General features: G+C 70.5%; 10 protein-coding genes. 6 read left to right on the top strand and 4 right to left on the bottom strand.

Translation table 11 applies throughout. From position 1 onward, the window contains the following. Positions 1–52: 52 nt before the first annotated feature. Positions 53–6,580, top strand: a complete 6,528-nt coding sequence (locus tag ACIRD7_RS12890) for an RHS repeat domain-containing protein (RefSeq protein WP_403452825.1) — start codon at positions 53–55, stop codon at positions 6,578–6,580. Between the two features lie 33 nt (positions 6,581–6,613). Next, the gene (locus ACIRD7_RS12885; protein ID WP_403452824.1) at positions 6,614–7,474 is read left to right on the top strand and encodes a hypothetical protein; all 861 of its coding nucleotides are present in this window, start codon (positions 6,614–6,616) and stop codon (positions 7,472–7,474) included. A 14-nt stretch (positions 7,475–7,488) separates the two neighbouring features. Here ACIRD7_RS12885 and ACIRD7_RS12880 read toward each other — a convergent pair whose 3' ends face one another. Genes ACIRD7_RS12880 through ACIRD7_RS12865 form a run of 4 tightly spaced genes read right to left on the bottom strand, consistent with a single transcriptional unit; the run spans position 7,489 to position 13,129 of the window. Continuing rightward, a complete protein-coding gene (locus tag ACIRD7_RS12880; protein ID WP_403452823.1) occupies positions 7,489–8,649 on the bottom strand; it encodes an acyl-CoA dehydrogenase family protein in 1,161 nt (386 codons plus the stop codon). Positions 8,650–8,655: 6 nt separating this feature from the next. Next, a complete protein-coding gene (locus ACIRD7_RS12875; RefSeq protein ID WP_403452822.1) occupies positions 8,656–9,591 on the bottom strand; it encodes a hydroxymethylglutaryl-CoA lyase in 936 nt (311 codons plus the stop codon). After that, positions 9,591–11,501 carry an acetyl/propionyl/methylcrotonyl-CoA carboxylase subunit alpha gene (locus tag ACIRD7_RS12870; protein ID WP_403452821.1) on the bottom strand — a complete coding sequence of 637 codons (1,911 nt, stop codon included), beginning with the start codon at positions 11,499–11,501 and terminating at the stop codon, positions 9,591–9,593. Before ACIRD7_RS12870 ends, ACIRD7_RS12875 begins: the two co-directional genes overlap by 1 nt. 11 nt (positions 11,502–11,512) lie before the next feature. Next, entirely contained in the window at positions 11,513–13,129 is a 1,617-nt protein-coding gene (locus ACIRD7_RS12865) for a carboxyl transferase domain-containing protein (RefSeq protein ID WP_403452820.1), read from the bottom strand. A gap of 95 nt (positions 13,130–13,224) precedes the next feature. Between ACIRD7_RS12865 and ACIRD7_RS12860 the strand changes: the two genes are divergently transcribed. From ACIRD7_RS12860 to ACIRD7_RS12845, 4 genes are all read left to right on the top strand, one after another. Continuing rightward, a complete protein-coding gene (locus tag ACIRD7_RS12860; protein ID WP_403452819.1) occupies positions 13,225–13,821 on the top strand; it encodes a TetR/AcrR family transcriptional regulator in 597 nt (198 codons plus the stop codon). Positions 13,822–13,884: 63 nt separating this feature from the next. After that, positions 13,885–14,565 carry a DedA family protein gene (locus ACIRD7_RS12855; protein WP_403452818.1) on the top strand — a complete coding sequence of 227 codons (681 nt, stop codon included), beginning with the start codon at positions 13,885–13,887 and terminating at the stop codon, positions 14,563–14,565. A gap of 136 nt (positions 14,566–14,701) precedes the next feature. Beyond that, the gene (locus ACIRD7_RS12850; RefSeq protein ID WP_403452817.1) at positions 14,702–15,859 is read left to right on the top strand and encodes an acyl-CoA dehydrogenase family protein; all 1,158 of its coding nucleotides are present in this window, start codon (positions 14,702–14,704) and stop codon (positions 15,857–15,859) included. A 35-nt stretch (positions 15,860–15,894) separates the two neighbouring features. Then, positions 15,895–16,761: an acyl-CoA thioesterase gene (locus ACIRD7_RS12845; protein ID WP_403452816.1), complete on the top strand. Its 867-nt coding sequence runs from the start codon at positions 15,895–15,897 to the stop codon at positions 16,759–16,761. The last annotated feature ends 17 nt before the right edge of the window (positions 16,762–16,778 follow it).

Raw genomic sequence — 16,778 nt, 5'->3', positions numbered from 1 at the left:
CTCCTTTACTTCCGGGGCCGCGTGTGCGGCCGTGCCTTGACAGGGGTATGTCGTGAACTCCCTTACGAGAGTGGTTCGTCGGCTGCGCGGCAGACGCGCGGGCGTCGTGGTGACCCTGGCGCTCGCCCTGACCACGGGCACGCTGCCCGCCGCGCAGGCGGTGACTCCGGCGGCGAAGGGCGGACTGGGACGGCCCGAGGTGCCCGAGCAGCGGGACAGTGACGTACGGGCGGTCACCGGGCTGGGCGCGAAGAAGGCCCGCGCGGCCGTCGCGGCGGCGCGCAAGGAGAACGCCGCCCAGGCCGGCCGAGCCGCGGCGCAGCAGCACGCCGTCTGGCCGAAGCCGGGCCGGGACACCGTCACCGTGCCCGGGAGCCGGTCGGGCCGTGCCAAGGCGCGGGCGGGCGGGCTGCCGGTCACCGTCGCCCGGGGCAGCGTGGGGAACGTGGCCGCCGGCGCGTCGACGATCCGGGTGCTGGACCGCAAGGCGACCGCGGCGGCCGGCGTCAAGGGCGTCCTGCTCACCGCCACGGCCGTCGAGCCGGGGCGGGCCCGACTCGCCCTGGACTACGGCGACTTCGCCTCGGCCTACGGCGGCGGCTGGTCCGGCCGGCTCGGGCTGGTCCGGCTGCCGGCCTGCTCGCTGACCACACCGGAGCAGGCGAAGTGCCGCACGGGCACCCCGCTGGCCTCGGTCAACGACGTCGAGAAGCAGACCGTCTCCGCCGACGTCGCGATGGCCGCGGACACCGCGAGCCCCACGGTCCTCGCCCTCGCCGCCACCTCAACGACCTCCTCCTCCGGCGCCGGCACCTACACCGCGACGCCCCTGTCCTCGTCCTCGACCTGGGAGGCGGGTGGCAGCGCCGGGTCGTTCACCTGGTCGTACCCGATGAGCGTGCCGCCCGCCGCGGCTGGTCCCGCGCCCTCGCTGCAGCTGTCGTACGACGCGGGGAGCATCGACGGCCGTACCGCCTCCACCAACAACCAGACCACACAGGTCGGCGAGGGCTTCGACCTGTCGACGACCTCCTACATCGAGCGGTCGTACGGCAGTTGCGACAAGGACGGCCAGGACGACAAGCACGACCTGTGCTGGAAGTACGACAACGCTTCCCTTGTCCTCAACGGCAAGTCGAGTGAGCTGGTCAAGGACGACATCACCGGCGTCTGGCGGCTGGCGAGCGACGACGCGTCCACCGTCACCCACTCCACGGGTGCCGACAACGACGACGGCAACGGCGAGTACTGGACCGTCACCACCGGCGACGGCACCAAGTACGTCTTCGGCCTCGACAAGCTTCCCGGCGCCGGCACCGAGCGCACCAACTCCGTGTGGACCGCGCCCGTCTACGGCGACGACTCCGGCGAACCCGGCTACGACCAGGGCTCCGCCTTCGCCGACCGCGCGCTAACCCAGGCCTGGCGCTGGAACCTGGACTACGTCGAGGACCCGAGCGGCAACGCGGCCAGCTACTGGTACACGACCGAGACCAACGCCTACGGCAAGAACGGCGCCTCCACCGCCAACACCGAGTACACCCGCGGCGGCTACCTCACCAAGATCCTTTACGGTCAGAACAAGGACACCCTGTTCACCGGCGTCACCTCCAACAAGGTCACCTTCACCTACGAGGAGCGCTGCACCGCCGCCGACTGCTCCGAACTGAAGGACTCCACCGCGTCCAACTGGCCCGACGTGCCCTACGACGCGATCTGCAAGAAGGACGCCGACTGTGACGCGCACAGCCCGGCCTTCTTCAGCCGCAAGCGGCTCACCCAGATCGACACCTGGGCCTGGTCGGCCACGAGCAGTGCGTTCACCCCCGTGGACACCTGGGCGCTGACCCAGCAGTACCTGGACGGCGGTGACATCGGCGACAGCACCGATCAGACCCTCACCCTGAAGAGCATCCAGCGGACCGGCAAGAACGGCACCGCGATCTCCCTCGACCCGATCACCTTCACCTACCAGATGCGGGAGAACCGGGTCGACGCCACCGACGACATCCTCCCGCTGAGCCGCCCCCGCATCGAGAGCGTCACCTCGGAGACCGGCTCGATCACTCGCGTCAGCCTCTCCCAGCCGGAGTGCGTGCGCGGCTCGAACATGCCGGCCGCCGAGGACGACAACGCCAAGTCCTGCTACCCGCAGTACTGGGGCATCAACGGCGCGAGCGAGTCGAGCATCGACTGGTTCCACAAGTACCGCGTCCTCGCCGTCACGGTCTCCGACCCGACCGGCCAGAACGACGCCGTGGAGACCTCCTACAGCTACTCCGACCCCGCCTGGCACTACAACGAGAACCCGCTGGTCTCCGCCGACGAGCGCACCTGGTCCATCTGGCGCGGCTACGGAAAGGTGACCACGACCAAGGGAGTCGGCAGCTCCGCCATCAAGACGGTGTCGCTGTACCGGCAGGGCATGAACGGTGACCGGCTGCTCGGCTCCGACGGCAAGCTCGACGCCGACACCCGCCGCACCACGACCGTCGAGGGCATCGACTTCGCCGGTCTCGATGTGCCCGACCAGACCGACAGCGAGCAGTACGCGGGCATGCTGCGCGAGCAGATCGCCTACAACGGCTCCACCCCCGTGACCGTCACCGTCAACGACCCCTGGTCGAAGAGGACCGCCACCCAGCACAAGTCGTACGCCGACTCCGAGGCCTACTACGTCCGTACCGCCAAGACGTACACCCACACCCATCTGACGGCCACTTCCAACTGGCGCACCCGAACCACCGCGACCACCTACGACGACTACGGCATGGCCGCCACCGTCGACGACGCCGGCGACACCGCCAAGAGCGGCGACGAGACCTGCACCCGCACCTGGTACGCCCGAAACGACGCCGTCGGCATCAACTCCCTGGTCTCCCGAACCCGTTCAGTCGCCCGCGCCTGCTCGGTGGCCGAGACCTCGCTCTCCCTGCCGACCTCGTCCGCGACCCGCGGCGACGTGCTGTCGGACACGGCGTCGTACTACGACAACACCTCCGCGACCGCGTGGAGCGCCAACCAGACCCCCACCAAGGGCCTGAAGACCTGGGCCGGCCGAGCCTCCGCCTACCCGGTCGGCGCCACCAGCGGTGAGCGCCACCCCACCTCCTGGCAGACCACCGGTACCAGCACCTTCGACGGCCTGGGCCGCGTGGTGAGCACCGCAGACGCCGGCCGCCAGACCACGACCATCGCCTACACGCCCACCGGGGCGGGCCCGTTGACGCGGATGGTCGTGACCAACCCCAAGTCGCAGAAGTCGTACACCTACCACGACCCGGCGAGCGGCCAGATCACCAAGGTCTACGACGTCAACACCAAGCTGACCGAGACCTCGTACGACGCGCTGGGTCGCACCACCGCCGTCTGGCTGCCCAACCGCTCGCATTCGGGCGGACAGAGCGCGAACTACATCTACGACTACTCGGTCTCCAGCGACAAACCCTCCTGGACGTCGACCGGCTCGCTCAAGGCGGACGGCGACACGTACAACACCGCCTACACCGTCTACGACTCGCTTCTGCGCACCCTGCAGATCCAGTCACCCACCGCCCTGGGCGGCCGACTCCTCACCGACACCCGCTACGACAACCGCGGTCTGGTCTACGAGACATACGCGGACATCTTCGACCAGGACCACACGCCGACCGGCACCTACACGCGCGCCGAGTACGGCGAGGCCCCCAAGCAGACGGAGACCGGGTTCGACGCGGCGGGCCGACCCACGACCAACACCCTTTACGTCTATGGCGTCAAGCGCTGGTCGACCACCACCAGTTACACCGGTGACTCCACCGCCGTGACCGCTCTGTCCGGCGGCTCCGCCACCCGCGACATCACGGACGCACTGGGCCGCACCGTCGAGCGCCGCGAGTACGCCGGCACCGCCACCTCCGACACCGACTACGGCGCGAGCAGCGGCGCCCCCTACACCAGCACCAAGTTCACCTTCACTCTCGACGGCAAGCAGTCGACGATCACCGGCCCGGACAACACCAAGTGGAGCTACGGCTACGACCTCTTCGGCCGTCAGGTCTCCGCGACCGACCCGGACAAGGGCAGGACCAGCACCGAGTACACGGCTCTCGACCAGGTCGCCAAGGTCACCGACTCGCGGGGCGACTCCCTGCTCTACGAGTACGACGTCCTGGGACGCAAGACGGGCGAGTGGTCCGGCTCCAAGACCGACGCCAACAAGCTCACCGCCTGGGCCTACGACACCCTCTACAAGGGCCAGCTGGACTCCACGACCCGTTACGTCGGCGGGGTGAGCGGCACGGCGTACATCAAGAGGGTCACCGCATACGACGCCAACTACCACGCCACCGGGACCCAGGTGGTGCTGCCTTCGACTGACGCACTGGTCACTTCCGGTGCGGTGAAGGCGACGCTCGACTTCTCGACGTACTACAACATCGACGGCACCCAGCAGTACATCAACGAACCGGCGGCGGGAGGCCTCGCGGCCGAGAAGGTCACCTCCGAGTACAACGGGGTCGGCCTGCCCACCAACCTCTCCGGCAGCACCGGCTACGTCCTGGGCGTCACCTACTCCGCCCTGGGCCAGACCGAACAGCTCACCCTGGGCACCTCCGCCGCGACCGGCACCAAGAAGGCCTACCTGACCAACACCTACGAGGAGGGCACGGGGCGGCTCACCCAGGCGGTGCTGACCGACCAGACCCACCCGTACGAGGTGCAGGAGCTCAACTACGCCTACGACGACACCGGCAACGTCACCTCCATCAAGGACCCGACGACGCTGGGCGGCACCTCCGCGGCGGACAACCAGTGCTTCGGGTACGACGGCCATCGCCGCATGACCGAGGCCTGGACGCCGGCCGACGGCAACTGCGAGGCGACGCGCACCGCTTCCGGCCTCGGCGGGCCGAGCCCGTACTGGACCTCCTACAGCTACACCGAGTCCGGCCTGCGCGCGACGGAGACCACCCACACCACGTCCGCGACCACCACGAAGACCTACTGCTACAGCGCCACCCAGCCGCACTCCCTCACCGCGACCACCGCCGCCGCGTCCTGTACCGGCGTCACCCCCGTATACGCCTACGACACCGCGGGCAACACCACCGCCCGCCCCGACGGCAGCGCCACCCAGTCCCTCACCTGGTCTCCCGAGGGCAAGCTCGCCGAGCTGAAGGAGGGCGCGTCCACCACCGGCTACGTCTACGACGCCGACGGCAGCCTGCTCATCCGGCGCAACGCCTCCGGCGAGACCGTCCTCTACCTCGGCACGACCGAGGTACACCTCGACAACGCCACCGGCAAGTACTGGGGACAGCGCTACTACGGCTTCGACGGCAACGCGGTCGCCCTGCGTACCAACAAGAGTGGTACCGACTCCCTGTGCTGGCTCGCCGCCGACCAGCACGGCACGTCCAGCGTGGCGCTCAACGCGTCGACCCAGGCGATCACCAAGCGCTACACCACGCCGTTCGGCGCGACCCGCTCCGGCGGGACGGGAAGCTGGCCCGACGACAAGGCGTTCCTCGGCAAGACGGCGGACGCCGGCACCGGACTGACGCACATCGGCGCCCGTGAGTACGACCCGTCGACGGGCCGCTTCATCAGCGCCGACCCGCTCCTGGAGACTGACAAGCCGCAGACCCTCAACGGCTACACCTACGCCGCGAACAACCCGGTGTCCTTCTCCGACCCGAGCGGTGAGCAGCTCATCGAGTGCGCGCAGGGCCTGATCGAGTGCCGGGGCGGGATGCCGGTCAGCCACCACAAGAAGAAGCCCCCCACGTCCTCCTCGGCCTCCGGAGGCAACGGCAACAGCGGCAAGACTGTCGTCCGTAACGGAGGCCAGAGCAATGTCGGCTCCGCCTGCGCCCTGACGTTCCACATGAGTGGCCACGACGCCGCCGTCTGCCAGTCCGGTTACGCGGCACAGGTGTGGGCCATGGAGATGAAGGTCGAGGGCTACGTCACGGTGGACATCGGCGACGGCGGCACGACCGCCAACTCCATTCCGGGCGCGAGCGGTAACGACACGGGCAACGACGGTGCCGCTGACGTGATCCTCTGGACCAAGGACAAGGTGTACATCTGGGAGGTCAAGCCGGGGAACGCCTACGGCGAGACGGACGGTCCCAAGGACCTGACCAGGTATGTCGAGGGCATGCAGGACTATCTGGAGGACGAGGGCGACGACCGGACCGTGGAACGGGGGGCCGGCCTGCTCTCCGGCCGGGCGGCGTCCCGGGAGGGCATAGTGAATGTCTGGTCGAAGTCCAAGCCTGAGTACCAAGGCATGCGCTTCTATGGACGCAAGAACCGGGACAACCCCACGCCCAAGCCCGGACCCAGTCCAGTTCCCACGCCCAGCGCGAGCACCGCGGCACCGGTCGAGGAACCCGCACCGGGAACGGTCGACGCGCCGGCCCTGGAACCGGCGCCGGGCCCGACCGGAGTGGCGTCGGCCGGCGGGGCGGCGGGCGGCTTCGAAATCTCACCGGACGCGCAGAAGGCCGGAGCCGGTGCGGTGATCTTCGCCGGTGTGCTGTTCACGGCCGGGTTCATCATCAACGGCCTGACCGGAGGGGCCTTCGCCTAGCGGGTGGCCGGTCAGTAAGGTCGGCGACGACCGATGGAGGAGAAAGCTGTGATCGAGGACGACGGTCCCATCAAGGACGTGACCATCTGGGCCACGCTCGACGGACACGTGGCCGCGCCGCGAGGGGACCTCGTCGTCCATTGGTTCCGGACTGCGATCGACTTCTTCTTCTCGAGCGGGGCGAAGGAGACCGCCGACTCGTACGCGGTGGTCGCGGAGTCCCTCAGAGGCGGGCGGGATACCAAGCTGAAGGACGTCCGGAAGAACTGGTCGACGCTCGCCGACGCATTGCGTCAGCATCCCTTCTACGCGGCCGTCGGCTTCCACGAGCCGTCAGTGGACGAGGACGAATGGGTCGATGAATACGGACACGTCGGCAGCCAGCACAAGGGCCGCGGCGGTACGCACACCGAGCTTTCCGCCTTCCTCCCGGGCGGAGACCGGATCGCCGACCCCGTCTTCTGCGCAGGGCTGCTCGACTTCCTGGCCACTGCCCTCGACGGCGCCAACCCGGTGTTCGCGCGCGTGGACCATCTCAACGTCCACGACACGCCAGATCTGGAAGCGGCTCTGCGCCGGACCCACCGCCGATATCTCCGCGAGTCCCGCACCTACCTCCGCGGCTACTCCTGGGTCACCGGCGTACCCTCCGAGCTCGCCGCCCGGCTCGGCGGCGCGCAGCGCGTCGCGGACACCGGCGCCTTCCACGCCGTCCGGGAGCTACGCGGCGGCGGGCTGCTGTTGCAGGCGACCGAGACGCTCGCCGGGTACGACGACGAGGCGATGCGCAAGGTGTTCCGTGCCCTGGCGCCGGTCCTGCCGCCCGGCATCCCCGAGCACGACCCCGCCCGCGAGAACCTCCGGATCGTCTTCGAGGACGCGAGCGGGGTCTGATGTCCGCCTGAGGCTCAGCCCGCCAGCCCCAACTCCCGCGCGATCAGCATCCGCTGCACCTCGCTGGTGCCCTCGCCGATCTCCAGGATCTTCGAGTCCCGCCACATTCGAGCCACCGGATACTCGTTCATGAAGCCGTAGCCGCCGTGGATCTGGGTCGCGTCGCGGGCGTTGTCCACCGCGATCGTCGACGAGTACAGCTTCGCCAGGGCCGCCTCCTTCTTGAAGGGTTCCCCGGCGACCAGGCGGGAGGCCGCGTCGCGCCAGGCGAGGCGGGACGTGTGGGCCTTCATCTCCATGTCGGCGATCTTGAACTGGATGGCCTGGTTGGCGCCGATGGGGCGGCCGAAGGCGTGGCGTTCCTTCGCGTATTTCACCGACTCGTCGACGCAGCCCTGTGCCAGGCCCGTCCCCAGTGCCGCGATGGCGATGCGGCCCTCGTCCAGGATGCGCAGGAACTGGGCGTAGCCGCGGCCCTCCTCGCCCAGGAGGTTGGCCGCCGGGACGCGGACGTCCTGGAAGGACAGCTCGCGGGTGTCCGAGGCGTTCCAGCCGACCTTCGAGTACGGGGCCGCGACCGTGAAGCCCGGGGTGCCGGACGGGACGATGATCGAGGAGATCAGGGGCTTGCCGTCCGGCTTGCGGCCCGTCACCGCCGTGACCGTGACCAGGCCCGTGATGTCCGTACCGGAGTTGGTGATGAAGCACTTGGTGCCGTTGATCACCCATTCGTTCGTCGACTCGTCGAGGCGGGCCGTCGTGCGCGTCGCGCCCGCGTCGCTGCCGCCGTCGGGCTCCGTGAGGCCGAAGGCGCCCAGGATCTCGCCCGCGCACAGGCGGGGCAGCCACTCGCGCTTCTGCTCCTGCGTGCCGAAGAGATGGATCGGCATCGCGCCCAGTGAGACGCCCGCCTCAAGGGTGATGGCGACCGAGGAGTCCACCCGGGCCAGCTCCTCCAGCGCGATGCCCAGCGCCAGATAGTCGCCGCCCATGCCGCCGTGCTCCTCGGGGAACGGCAGTCCGAACAGGCCCATGCGGCCCATCTCCCGCACGATCTCGTACGGGAACTCATGACGCTCGTAGAAGTCGCCGATCTTCGGCGCCACGACGTCGTGGGCGAACTCCTCCACCGTGCGGCGGAGGTCCTCCAGTTCGGGGGAGAGACGGTGGTCCATGGCTGTTCACTGCTCCTTGTGGGAGAGGGCTCGTACGGTGCGGGACGGGCTGGGTCGGCCCAGTTGTTCGGCCATCCACGCGCTGGTGGCGACGAGGCGGTCGAGGTCGACTCCGGTGTCGATGCCGAGGCCCCGCAGCATCCACACGAGGTCTTCCGTGGCGAGGTTTCCGGTGGCGGACTTGGCGTACGGGCAGCCGCCCAGGCCGCCGGCCGAGGCGTCGATCGTGGTGACGCCGTGTTCCAGGGCGGCGTAGGTGTTGGCCAGCGCCTGGCCGTAGGTGTCGTGGAAGTGCACGCCGATGACGTTCGTCGGCACGCCCTCCTCGTTGAGGAGGGAGAGGAGTTCGAGGACGTGTCCCGGGGTCGCGACGCCGATGGTGTCGCCGAGGCTCAGCTCGTCGCAGCCCATCGCGACGAGCGCCTTGCAGACCCGCGCGACCTGGTGGAGGGGGACCTCGCCCTCCCACGGGTCGCCGAAGCACATCGACACGTACCCGCGGACGTGGAGGTTCTCGTCCTTGGCGCGGCGCACCACCGGGTCGAAGACGCCCAGCGACTCGTCCAGCGTGCGGTTCAGGTTGGCCTTGGCGAAGGACTCCGTGGCGCTCGCGAAGACGGCGATCCGGCGGGCGCCCAGAGCCAGGGCGCGGTCCAGGCCGCGGTCGTTGGGCACCAGGACGGGCAAGGACACGCCTTCCAGGCCGGACACGAGCGGGAACAGCTGCTCGGCGTCCGCGAGTTGGGGCACCCACTTGGGGTGCACGAAGCTCGTCGCCTCGATCGTCGTCAGCCCCGCGTCGGCGAGCCGGCGCACGAACTCCGCCTTGACCTCGGTCGGCACGGTCGACTTCTCGTTCTGCAGGCCGTCGCGCGCGCCGACCTCGTGGATGCGGACGCGGGCGGGCAGGTCTGCGGCCGGCACCGTCATGGGCAGCGTCATCAGTCCTCCTCCGTCGGCGTGATGACCGCCAGGACCTGGTCCATGGCGACCGTCGAGCCGGGTGTGACGTCCAGTTCGGCGACCGTGCCGGCGTGCGGGGCGGAGATGACGTGCTCCATCTTCATCGCCTCGACGACCAGCAGGCTCTGCCCGGCGGTCACTTCGTCGCCCACCGCGACCTTGACCACCGTCACCGTCCCCGGCATCGGCGCGGTCAGCGAGTCGGCGCCCGCGTGCCCCGCGCGGGTCAGGGACGCCGCGACCGGGTCGTGGTCGCGCACGTGCCACGCGTCGCCGTCCCGGCCGAGCCAGTCGGCGGCACGGTGGAAGGTGTGGCGGACGCCGTCGAGGGTGACGGCCACCAGGTCGTCCGTGACGGTGTGGGCGCCCCGCGGGGCGTGCTCCACGGGCTCGGTGATCCGCAGATGGAAGCCGACGGGCCTCGGCTCGCCCCCCAGCCGCCAGCCGCTCGGCACGGAGAACGGGTCGGTCCAGCCCTGCCCACGAGGCCGCAGCGCGTCCAGCCGTACGGCCGCGGCGGCCTCGTAGACCTCCTCGGGCACGTCGGCCGGCACGAGCGAGTCCACCTCCCGCTCCACCAGCCCGGTGTCCAGCTCGCCCGCCACGACCGCCGGGTGCGCGAGCAGCCGCCGCAGGAACCCGGCGTTGGTCTGCACGCCCAGCGTGACCGTCTCCGCGAGGGCCGCCCGGAGCTTCCTGAGCGCGGTCGCGCGGTCGGGGCCGTACGCGATCACCTTGGACAGCATCGGGTCGTACAGGCTGCCGACCTCCGTGCCCTCGCTGAGCCCGGAGTCGGTGCGGACGCCGTCGCCCTGCGGCTCGCGCAGCTTCAGGACCGTGCCGCCGGAGGGGAGGAAGCCGCGCGCCGGGTCCTCGGCGCAGATGCGGGCCTCGACCGCGTGGCCGGTGAGGGTGATGTCGTCCTGCCCGAAGGCGAGCGGCTCGCCCGCCGCCACCCGCAGCTGCCACTCGACCAGGTCGAGGCCGGTGATCAGCTCGGTGACCGGGTGCTCCACCTGGAGGCGGGTGTTCATCTCCATGAAGTAGTACGACGACGGGTCGCCGCCGGGGACGATGAACTCGACGGTGCCCGCGCCCCGGTAGCCGCAGGAGCGGGCCGCCTGGACCGCCGCCTCGCCCATCGACGCGCGCGTGGCCTCGTCGAGGAGCACGCTCGGCGCCTCCTCGATGATCTTCTGATGGCGGCGCTGGAGCGAGCACTCGCGCTCGCCGAGATGGACCACGTTGCCGTGGCCGTCGGCCAGGACCTGGATCTCGATGTGCCGGGGGCGGTCGATCCACCGCTCGACCAGGAGGGTGTCGTCGCCGAAGGAGGCGCGGGCCTCCCGGCGGGCGGCGGCGATCTCCTCGTCCAGCACGGCGAGGTCCCTGATGAGCCGCATGCCCTTGCCGCCGCCGCCCGCGCTGGGCTTCAGCAGCACCGGCGCGCCCAGCTCGCGGGCCGCGTCGGCCAGTTCGGGGTCGCGGCCACCGGGCACGACCGGCACCCCGGCCGCTTTCACCGTCTCCTTGGCGCGGATCTTGTCGCCCATCAGCGCGATGGCGTCCGCGGACGGGCCGATGAAGACAAGGCCGGCGTCGGCGCACGCCCGCGCGAAGGCGGCGTTCTCCGCGAGGAAGCCGTATCCCGGGTGGATCGCCTGGGCGCCGGAGCGGGCCGCCGCCTCGAGGAGGCGCTCCACCGACAGATAGCTCTCGGCGGCCGGCGCCGGACCGAGCCGTACCGCCGTGTCGGCCTCCCGGACGTGCCGCGCGTCGGCGTCCGCGTCCGAGAAGACGGCCACCGAGCGCACGCCCAGCGCGCGCAGGGTCCGGATCACGCGGACGGCGATCTCGCCCCGGTTGGCCACAAGTACCGTGTCGAACATGGGTCCCCTCATCACATCCGGAAGACGCCGAACTGGGGGTCACCCAGCGGCGCGTTGGCGCACGCGGTCAGGGCCAGGCCCAGCACCTGCCGGGTCTCCAGCGGGTCGATGACCCCGTCGTCCCACAGGCGGGCGGTGGCGTAGTACGCGTTCCCCTGGCGCTCGTACTGGGCGCGGATCGGGTCCTTGAAGGACTCCTCCTCCTGCGCGGGCCAGTCCTCGCCGCGCGCCTCCAGCTGGTCCCGCTTGACCGTGGCGAGCACGGAGGCGGCCTGCTCGCCGCCCATGACCGAGATCTTGGCGTTGGGCCACATCCACAGGAAGCGGGGGGAGTACGCCCGCCCGCACATGGAGTAGTTCCCGGCGCCGTACGACCCGCCGACCACCACCGTCAGCTTCGGCACGCGCGTGCACGCCACCGCCGTCACCATCTTGGCGCCGTGCTTGGCGATGCCGCCGGCCTCGTAGTCCTTGCCGACCATGAACCCGGAGATGTTCTGCAGGAACACCAGCGGGATGCCGCGCTGGTCGCACAGCTCGATGAAGTGGGCGCCCTTCTGGGCGGACTCGGAGAACAGGATGCCGTTGTTGGCGACGATGCCGACCGGGTGGCCGTGGATCCGGGCGAAGCCGGTGATCAGGGTCTGCCCGAACTCGGCCTTGAACTCCGCGAAACGGGAGCCGTCGGCCACGCGCGCGATGATCTCGCGGACGTCGTAGGGGGTACGGGAGTCGACGGGGACCGCGCCGTAGAGGCCGAAGGGGTCGACCTTGGGCTCGGTGGCGGCCGTGACCTCCCACGGGAGCGGGCCGCGCGCGGGGAGGGTCGCGACGATGTTCCGGACGATCCGCAGCGCGTGCGCGTCGTCCTCGGCGAGATGGTCGGTCACGCCGGACACACGCGAGTGGACCTCACCGCCGCCGAGCTCCTCGGCCGTGACGACCTCGCCGGTGGCCGCCTTCACCAGCGGGGGGCCGCCGAGGAAGATCGTGCCCTGGCCCCGGACGATGACCGCCTCGTCGCTCATGGCGGGGACGTAGGCGCCGCCGGCGGTGCAGGAGCCGAGCACGGCCGCGATCTGCTGGATGCCGGCGCCGGACATGCGGGCCTGGTTGTAGAAGATCCGCCCGAAGTGCTCGCGGTCGGGGAAGACCTCGTCCTGCATGGGCAGGAAGGCGCCGCCCGAGTCCACGAGGTAGACGCACGGCAGGCGGTTCTCCAGGGCCACCTCCTGCGCGCGCAGGTGCTTCTTCACGGTCATCGGGTAGTACGTGCCGCCCTTGACCGTGGCGTCGTTGGCGACGATCACGCACTCGCGGCCGCTGACCCGGCCGATCCCGGCGATCACACCGGCGGCCGGTGCCTGTCCGTCGTACATGCCGTCGGCGGCCAGGGGAGCGAGCTCCAGGAAGGGCGAGCCCGGGTCGAGGAGGGTGTCCACGCGGTCGCGCGGCAGCAGCTTGCCGCGCCCGGTGTGCCGGGCGCGCGCCTTCTCGCCGCCGCCGAGCCGGGCCGCGGCGAGCTTGCCGCGCAACTCCTCGGCCAGCGCCCGATGGGCCTCCTCGTTGGCCCGAAAGGCCTCCGACGCGGGATCTGCCGCGCTGTGAAGCTCCGGTGCCTCATGCATCCTGCGGTCCCCTCACCCAGTGATCGACTGTTAATGAGCGTTAACCATTTCCTTCAGGTTAACGACCGCTAACCTCCCTGTCTAGAATTGCTTTCATGGCCACCAGAACCGACGCCCCCACCCGCCGCGAGCAGATCCTCAAGGAAGCCGCGCGCCTCTTCGCCGAGCGCGGTTTCCACGGCGTCGGCGTCGACGAGATAGGCGCCGCCGTGGGCATCAGCGGCCCCGGTCTCTACCGGCACTTCGCCGGCAAGGACGCGATGCTCGCGGAGCTGCTGGTCGGCATCAGCGGCCAGCTGCTGACCGGCGCGAAGCGGCGCCTCGCGGAGGCCGACGGGGTGCCGGCCGAGGCGGTCCTCGACTCCCTCATCGAGGGCCACATCGACTTCGCCCTCGACGACCGCCCCCTCATCACCCTGCACGACCGCGAGCTGGACCGCCTGCGCGACAGCGACCGCAAGCTGGTGCGCCAGCTTCAGCGCCAGTACGTCGAGCTGTGGGTGGAGGTGGTCCGCGAGGTGTACCCGGACCTGACCGAGCCGACGGCCCGCTCGGCGGTGCACTCGGTGTTCGGCCTGCTCAACTCGACACCGCACCTGGGTCGGCCGGGGTCGCTGCCGGGGCGCGGGGTCACCGCGGTGCTGCTGCACCGGATGGCCCGGGGGGCCTTCGCGGCGGCCGGGGTGGAGTGAGCGCGCTGGGCGGGCGCCCTTCCTCATGCCCCCTTTAGGTCAAGAGTTAGTAAAGTGGCCTGCATGATCAATGCTGCCGCTGCCGAGGCGCCGGTCGGGGGAGTCGCCGGCTGGGCCGCCGATCTCATGGAGAAGCTGGGCGGGCCCGGCGCCGGGCTGGCCATCGCCCTGGAGAACCTCTTCCCGCCGCTGCCGAGCGAGGTGATCCTGCCGCTGGCGGGGTTCACCGCGAGCCAGGGCCGGATGGATGTGTTCGCCGCGATCGCCTGGACCACGGCGGGCTCGGTGGCCGGCGCGCTGGCGCTGTATCTGCTCGGCGCGCTCTTCGGGCGGGACCGGGTGATCGCGGCGGCGGCCCGGCTGCCGCTGGTGAAGGTCGCGGACGTCGAGCGGACCGAGGCGTGGTTCGTCCGGCACGGCACCAGGGCGGTCTTCTTCGGCCGCTTCGTGCCCATCTTCCGAAGCCTGATCTCGATACCGGCCGGCGTCGAACGCATGCGGCTGCCGGTCTTCCTCGCCCTCACCGCGGCGGGCAGCCTCATCTGGAACAGCGCCTTCATCGCCGGCGGCTACGCCCTCGGCGCCCGCTGGCACGAGATCACCGACGTGGTCGGCCTCTACTCCAAGGTGATCCTGGCGGCCGTGGCGGTCGCGGCCCTGGCCTTCGTGGCCGTCCGGCTGCTCCGGGCGGGGCAAGGGGCGCGGCGGCGGACGGCCGGGTCGGATTCCGCGAGGCGCTCCTAGAGTGGTCCCCTCCCATGGGGCGCACGGCTCCGAGCGTGACGAGCGTTACGGACCTTGCCCCCTGGACGCCTGTGGATACTCGCCGGTACGGTTGAGTGAGCAAGCGCTTAGACATGTACCGGTGGAGGTGGACGGCGTGCGCCGTACGGTGTTCAACGAGGATCACGAGGCGTTCCGGGAGACCATCCGCGCCTTCATCGAGGCCGAGGTCGTCCCGGTCTACGACGAGTGGTTCGCGGCGGGCCAGGCGCCCCGCGACTTCTACTACAAGCTCGCCGAGCTCGGCGTCTTCGGCATCCGCGTCGACGAGGAGTACGGCGGCGCCGGCATCGACTCGTACAAGTTCGAGGCGGTGATGTACGAGGAGACCGCCCGCGCCGGTGTGCAGTTCGGCGGCTCCGGTGTGCACGTGCTGCTCGGCCTGCCGTACATCAAGATGCTCGCCACCGACGAGCAGAAGAAGCGGTTCCTGCCGAAGTTCGTCTCCGGCGAGGAGATGTGGGCGCTGGCGATGACCGAGCCGGGCACCGGCTCCGACCTCGCGGGCATGAAGACCACCGCCAAGCTCTCCGAGGACGGCACGCACTACATCCTCAACGGCGCCAAGACCTTCATCACCGGCGGTGTGCACGCCGACCGCGTGATCGTCTGCGCCCGCACCTCGGCGCCCACCGCCGAGGACCGCCGCCACGGCATCTCGCTGTTCGCCGTCGACACCAAGTCCGAGGGCTACTCCGTCGGCCGCAAGCTCGACAAGCTCGGCCTGAAGACCTCCGACACCGCCGAGCTGGCCTTCGTCGACGTCAAGGTCCCGGTCGAGGACCTCCTCGGCGAGGAGAACAAGGGCTTCTACTACCTCGGCCACAACCTCGCCTCCGAGCGCTGGGGCATCGCCTTCGGCGCCTACGCGCAGGCCAAGGCCGCCGTGCGGTTCGCCAAGGAGTACGTCCAGGAGCGCACCGTCTTCGGCAAGCCGGTCGCCGCCTTCCAGAACACCAAGTTCGAGCTGGCCGCCTGCCAGGCCGAGGTCGACGCGGCCGAGGCCGTCGCCGACCGCACCCTGGAGGCCCTGGACGCCGGTGAGCTGACCCCCGCCGAGGCCGCCTCCGCGAAGCTCTTCTGCACCGAGGTCGCGCACCGCGTCATCGACCGCTGCCTCCAGCTGCACGGCGGCTACGGCTTCATGAACGAGTACCCGATCGCCCGCCTGTACGCGGACAACCGCGTCAACCGCATCTACGGCGGTACCAGCGAGATCATGAAGTCGATCATCGCGAAGGACATGGGCCTGTAAGGCTCCTGCAACTACCTGCCAGTAGAAAAGGTGCCATGAACGAGGCACTTCAAGATCTCCTCGATCTGCTCGACCTGGAGCAGATCGAGGAGAACATCTTCCGCGGCCAGTCCCGGTCCGCCGTCGTCCCCCGGGTCTTCGGCGGTCAGGTCGCGGCCCAGGCGCTGGTCGCCGCCGGCCGCACGGTCCCCGCGGACCGGCCCGCCCACTCCCTGCACGCGTACTTCCTGCGCATGGGGGACCCGGGCGCGCCCATCGTCTACAACGTCGACCGCATGCGCGACGGCCGCTCCTTCACCACCCGCCGGGTGGTCGCCGTCCAGCACGGCAAGCCGATCTTCGCGCTGTCGGCGTCCTTCCAGACGTACGAGGAGGGCCTGGACCACCAGGCCCCGATGCCGCCCTCGCCCGACCCGGCGACGCTCCCCACCTCCGCGGAGCGGCTGCGCGGCTACGACCACCTCGACCCGGCGGTCGTCGAGCGGTTCCTGGAGGCCCGCCAGGCGGTCGACCTGCGCTATGTCGAGGAGCCGCCGTACGGGAGGTTCGGCGAGCCCCGCGAACCGCACTCCCAGGTGTGGTTCCGCACCAACGGCAAGCTGGCCGACGACCCGCTCCTGCACGTCGTACTCGCCACCTACGTCTCCGACATGACCCTGCTCGACTCGGTGCTGCTCGCCCACGGACGCGGCGGCTGGGCGGTCGGGGACGTCGTCGGCGCCTCGCTGGACCACGCGATGTGGTTCCACCGCCCCTTCCGCGCCGACGAGTGGCTGCTGTACGACCAGGAGTCGCCGTCCGCGTACGGCGGGCGGGGCCTCGGGCAGGCCCGCATCTACACGCAGGACGGGCGGCTCGCGGTCTCCGTGATCCAGGAGGGCGTGGTCCGCGTCCCGCGGTGACGCGGGGTGCGGCCGTG

Origin of the sequence: Streptomyces sp. NPDC093568, assembly GCF_044764945.1 — a bacterium.
Classification (GTDB): domain Bacteria; phylum Actinomycetota; class Actinomycetes; order Streptomycetales; family Streptomycetaceae; genus Streptomyces.
This window is presented reverse-complemented; position numbering and strand designations above follow the sequence as displayed.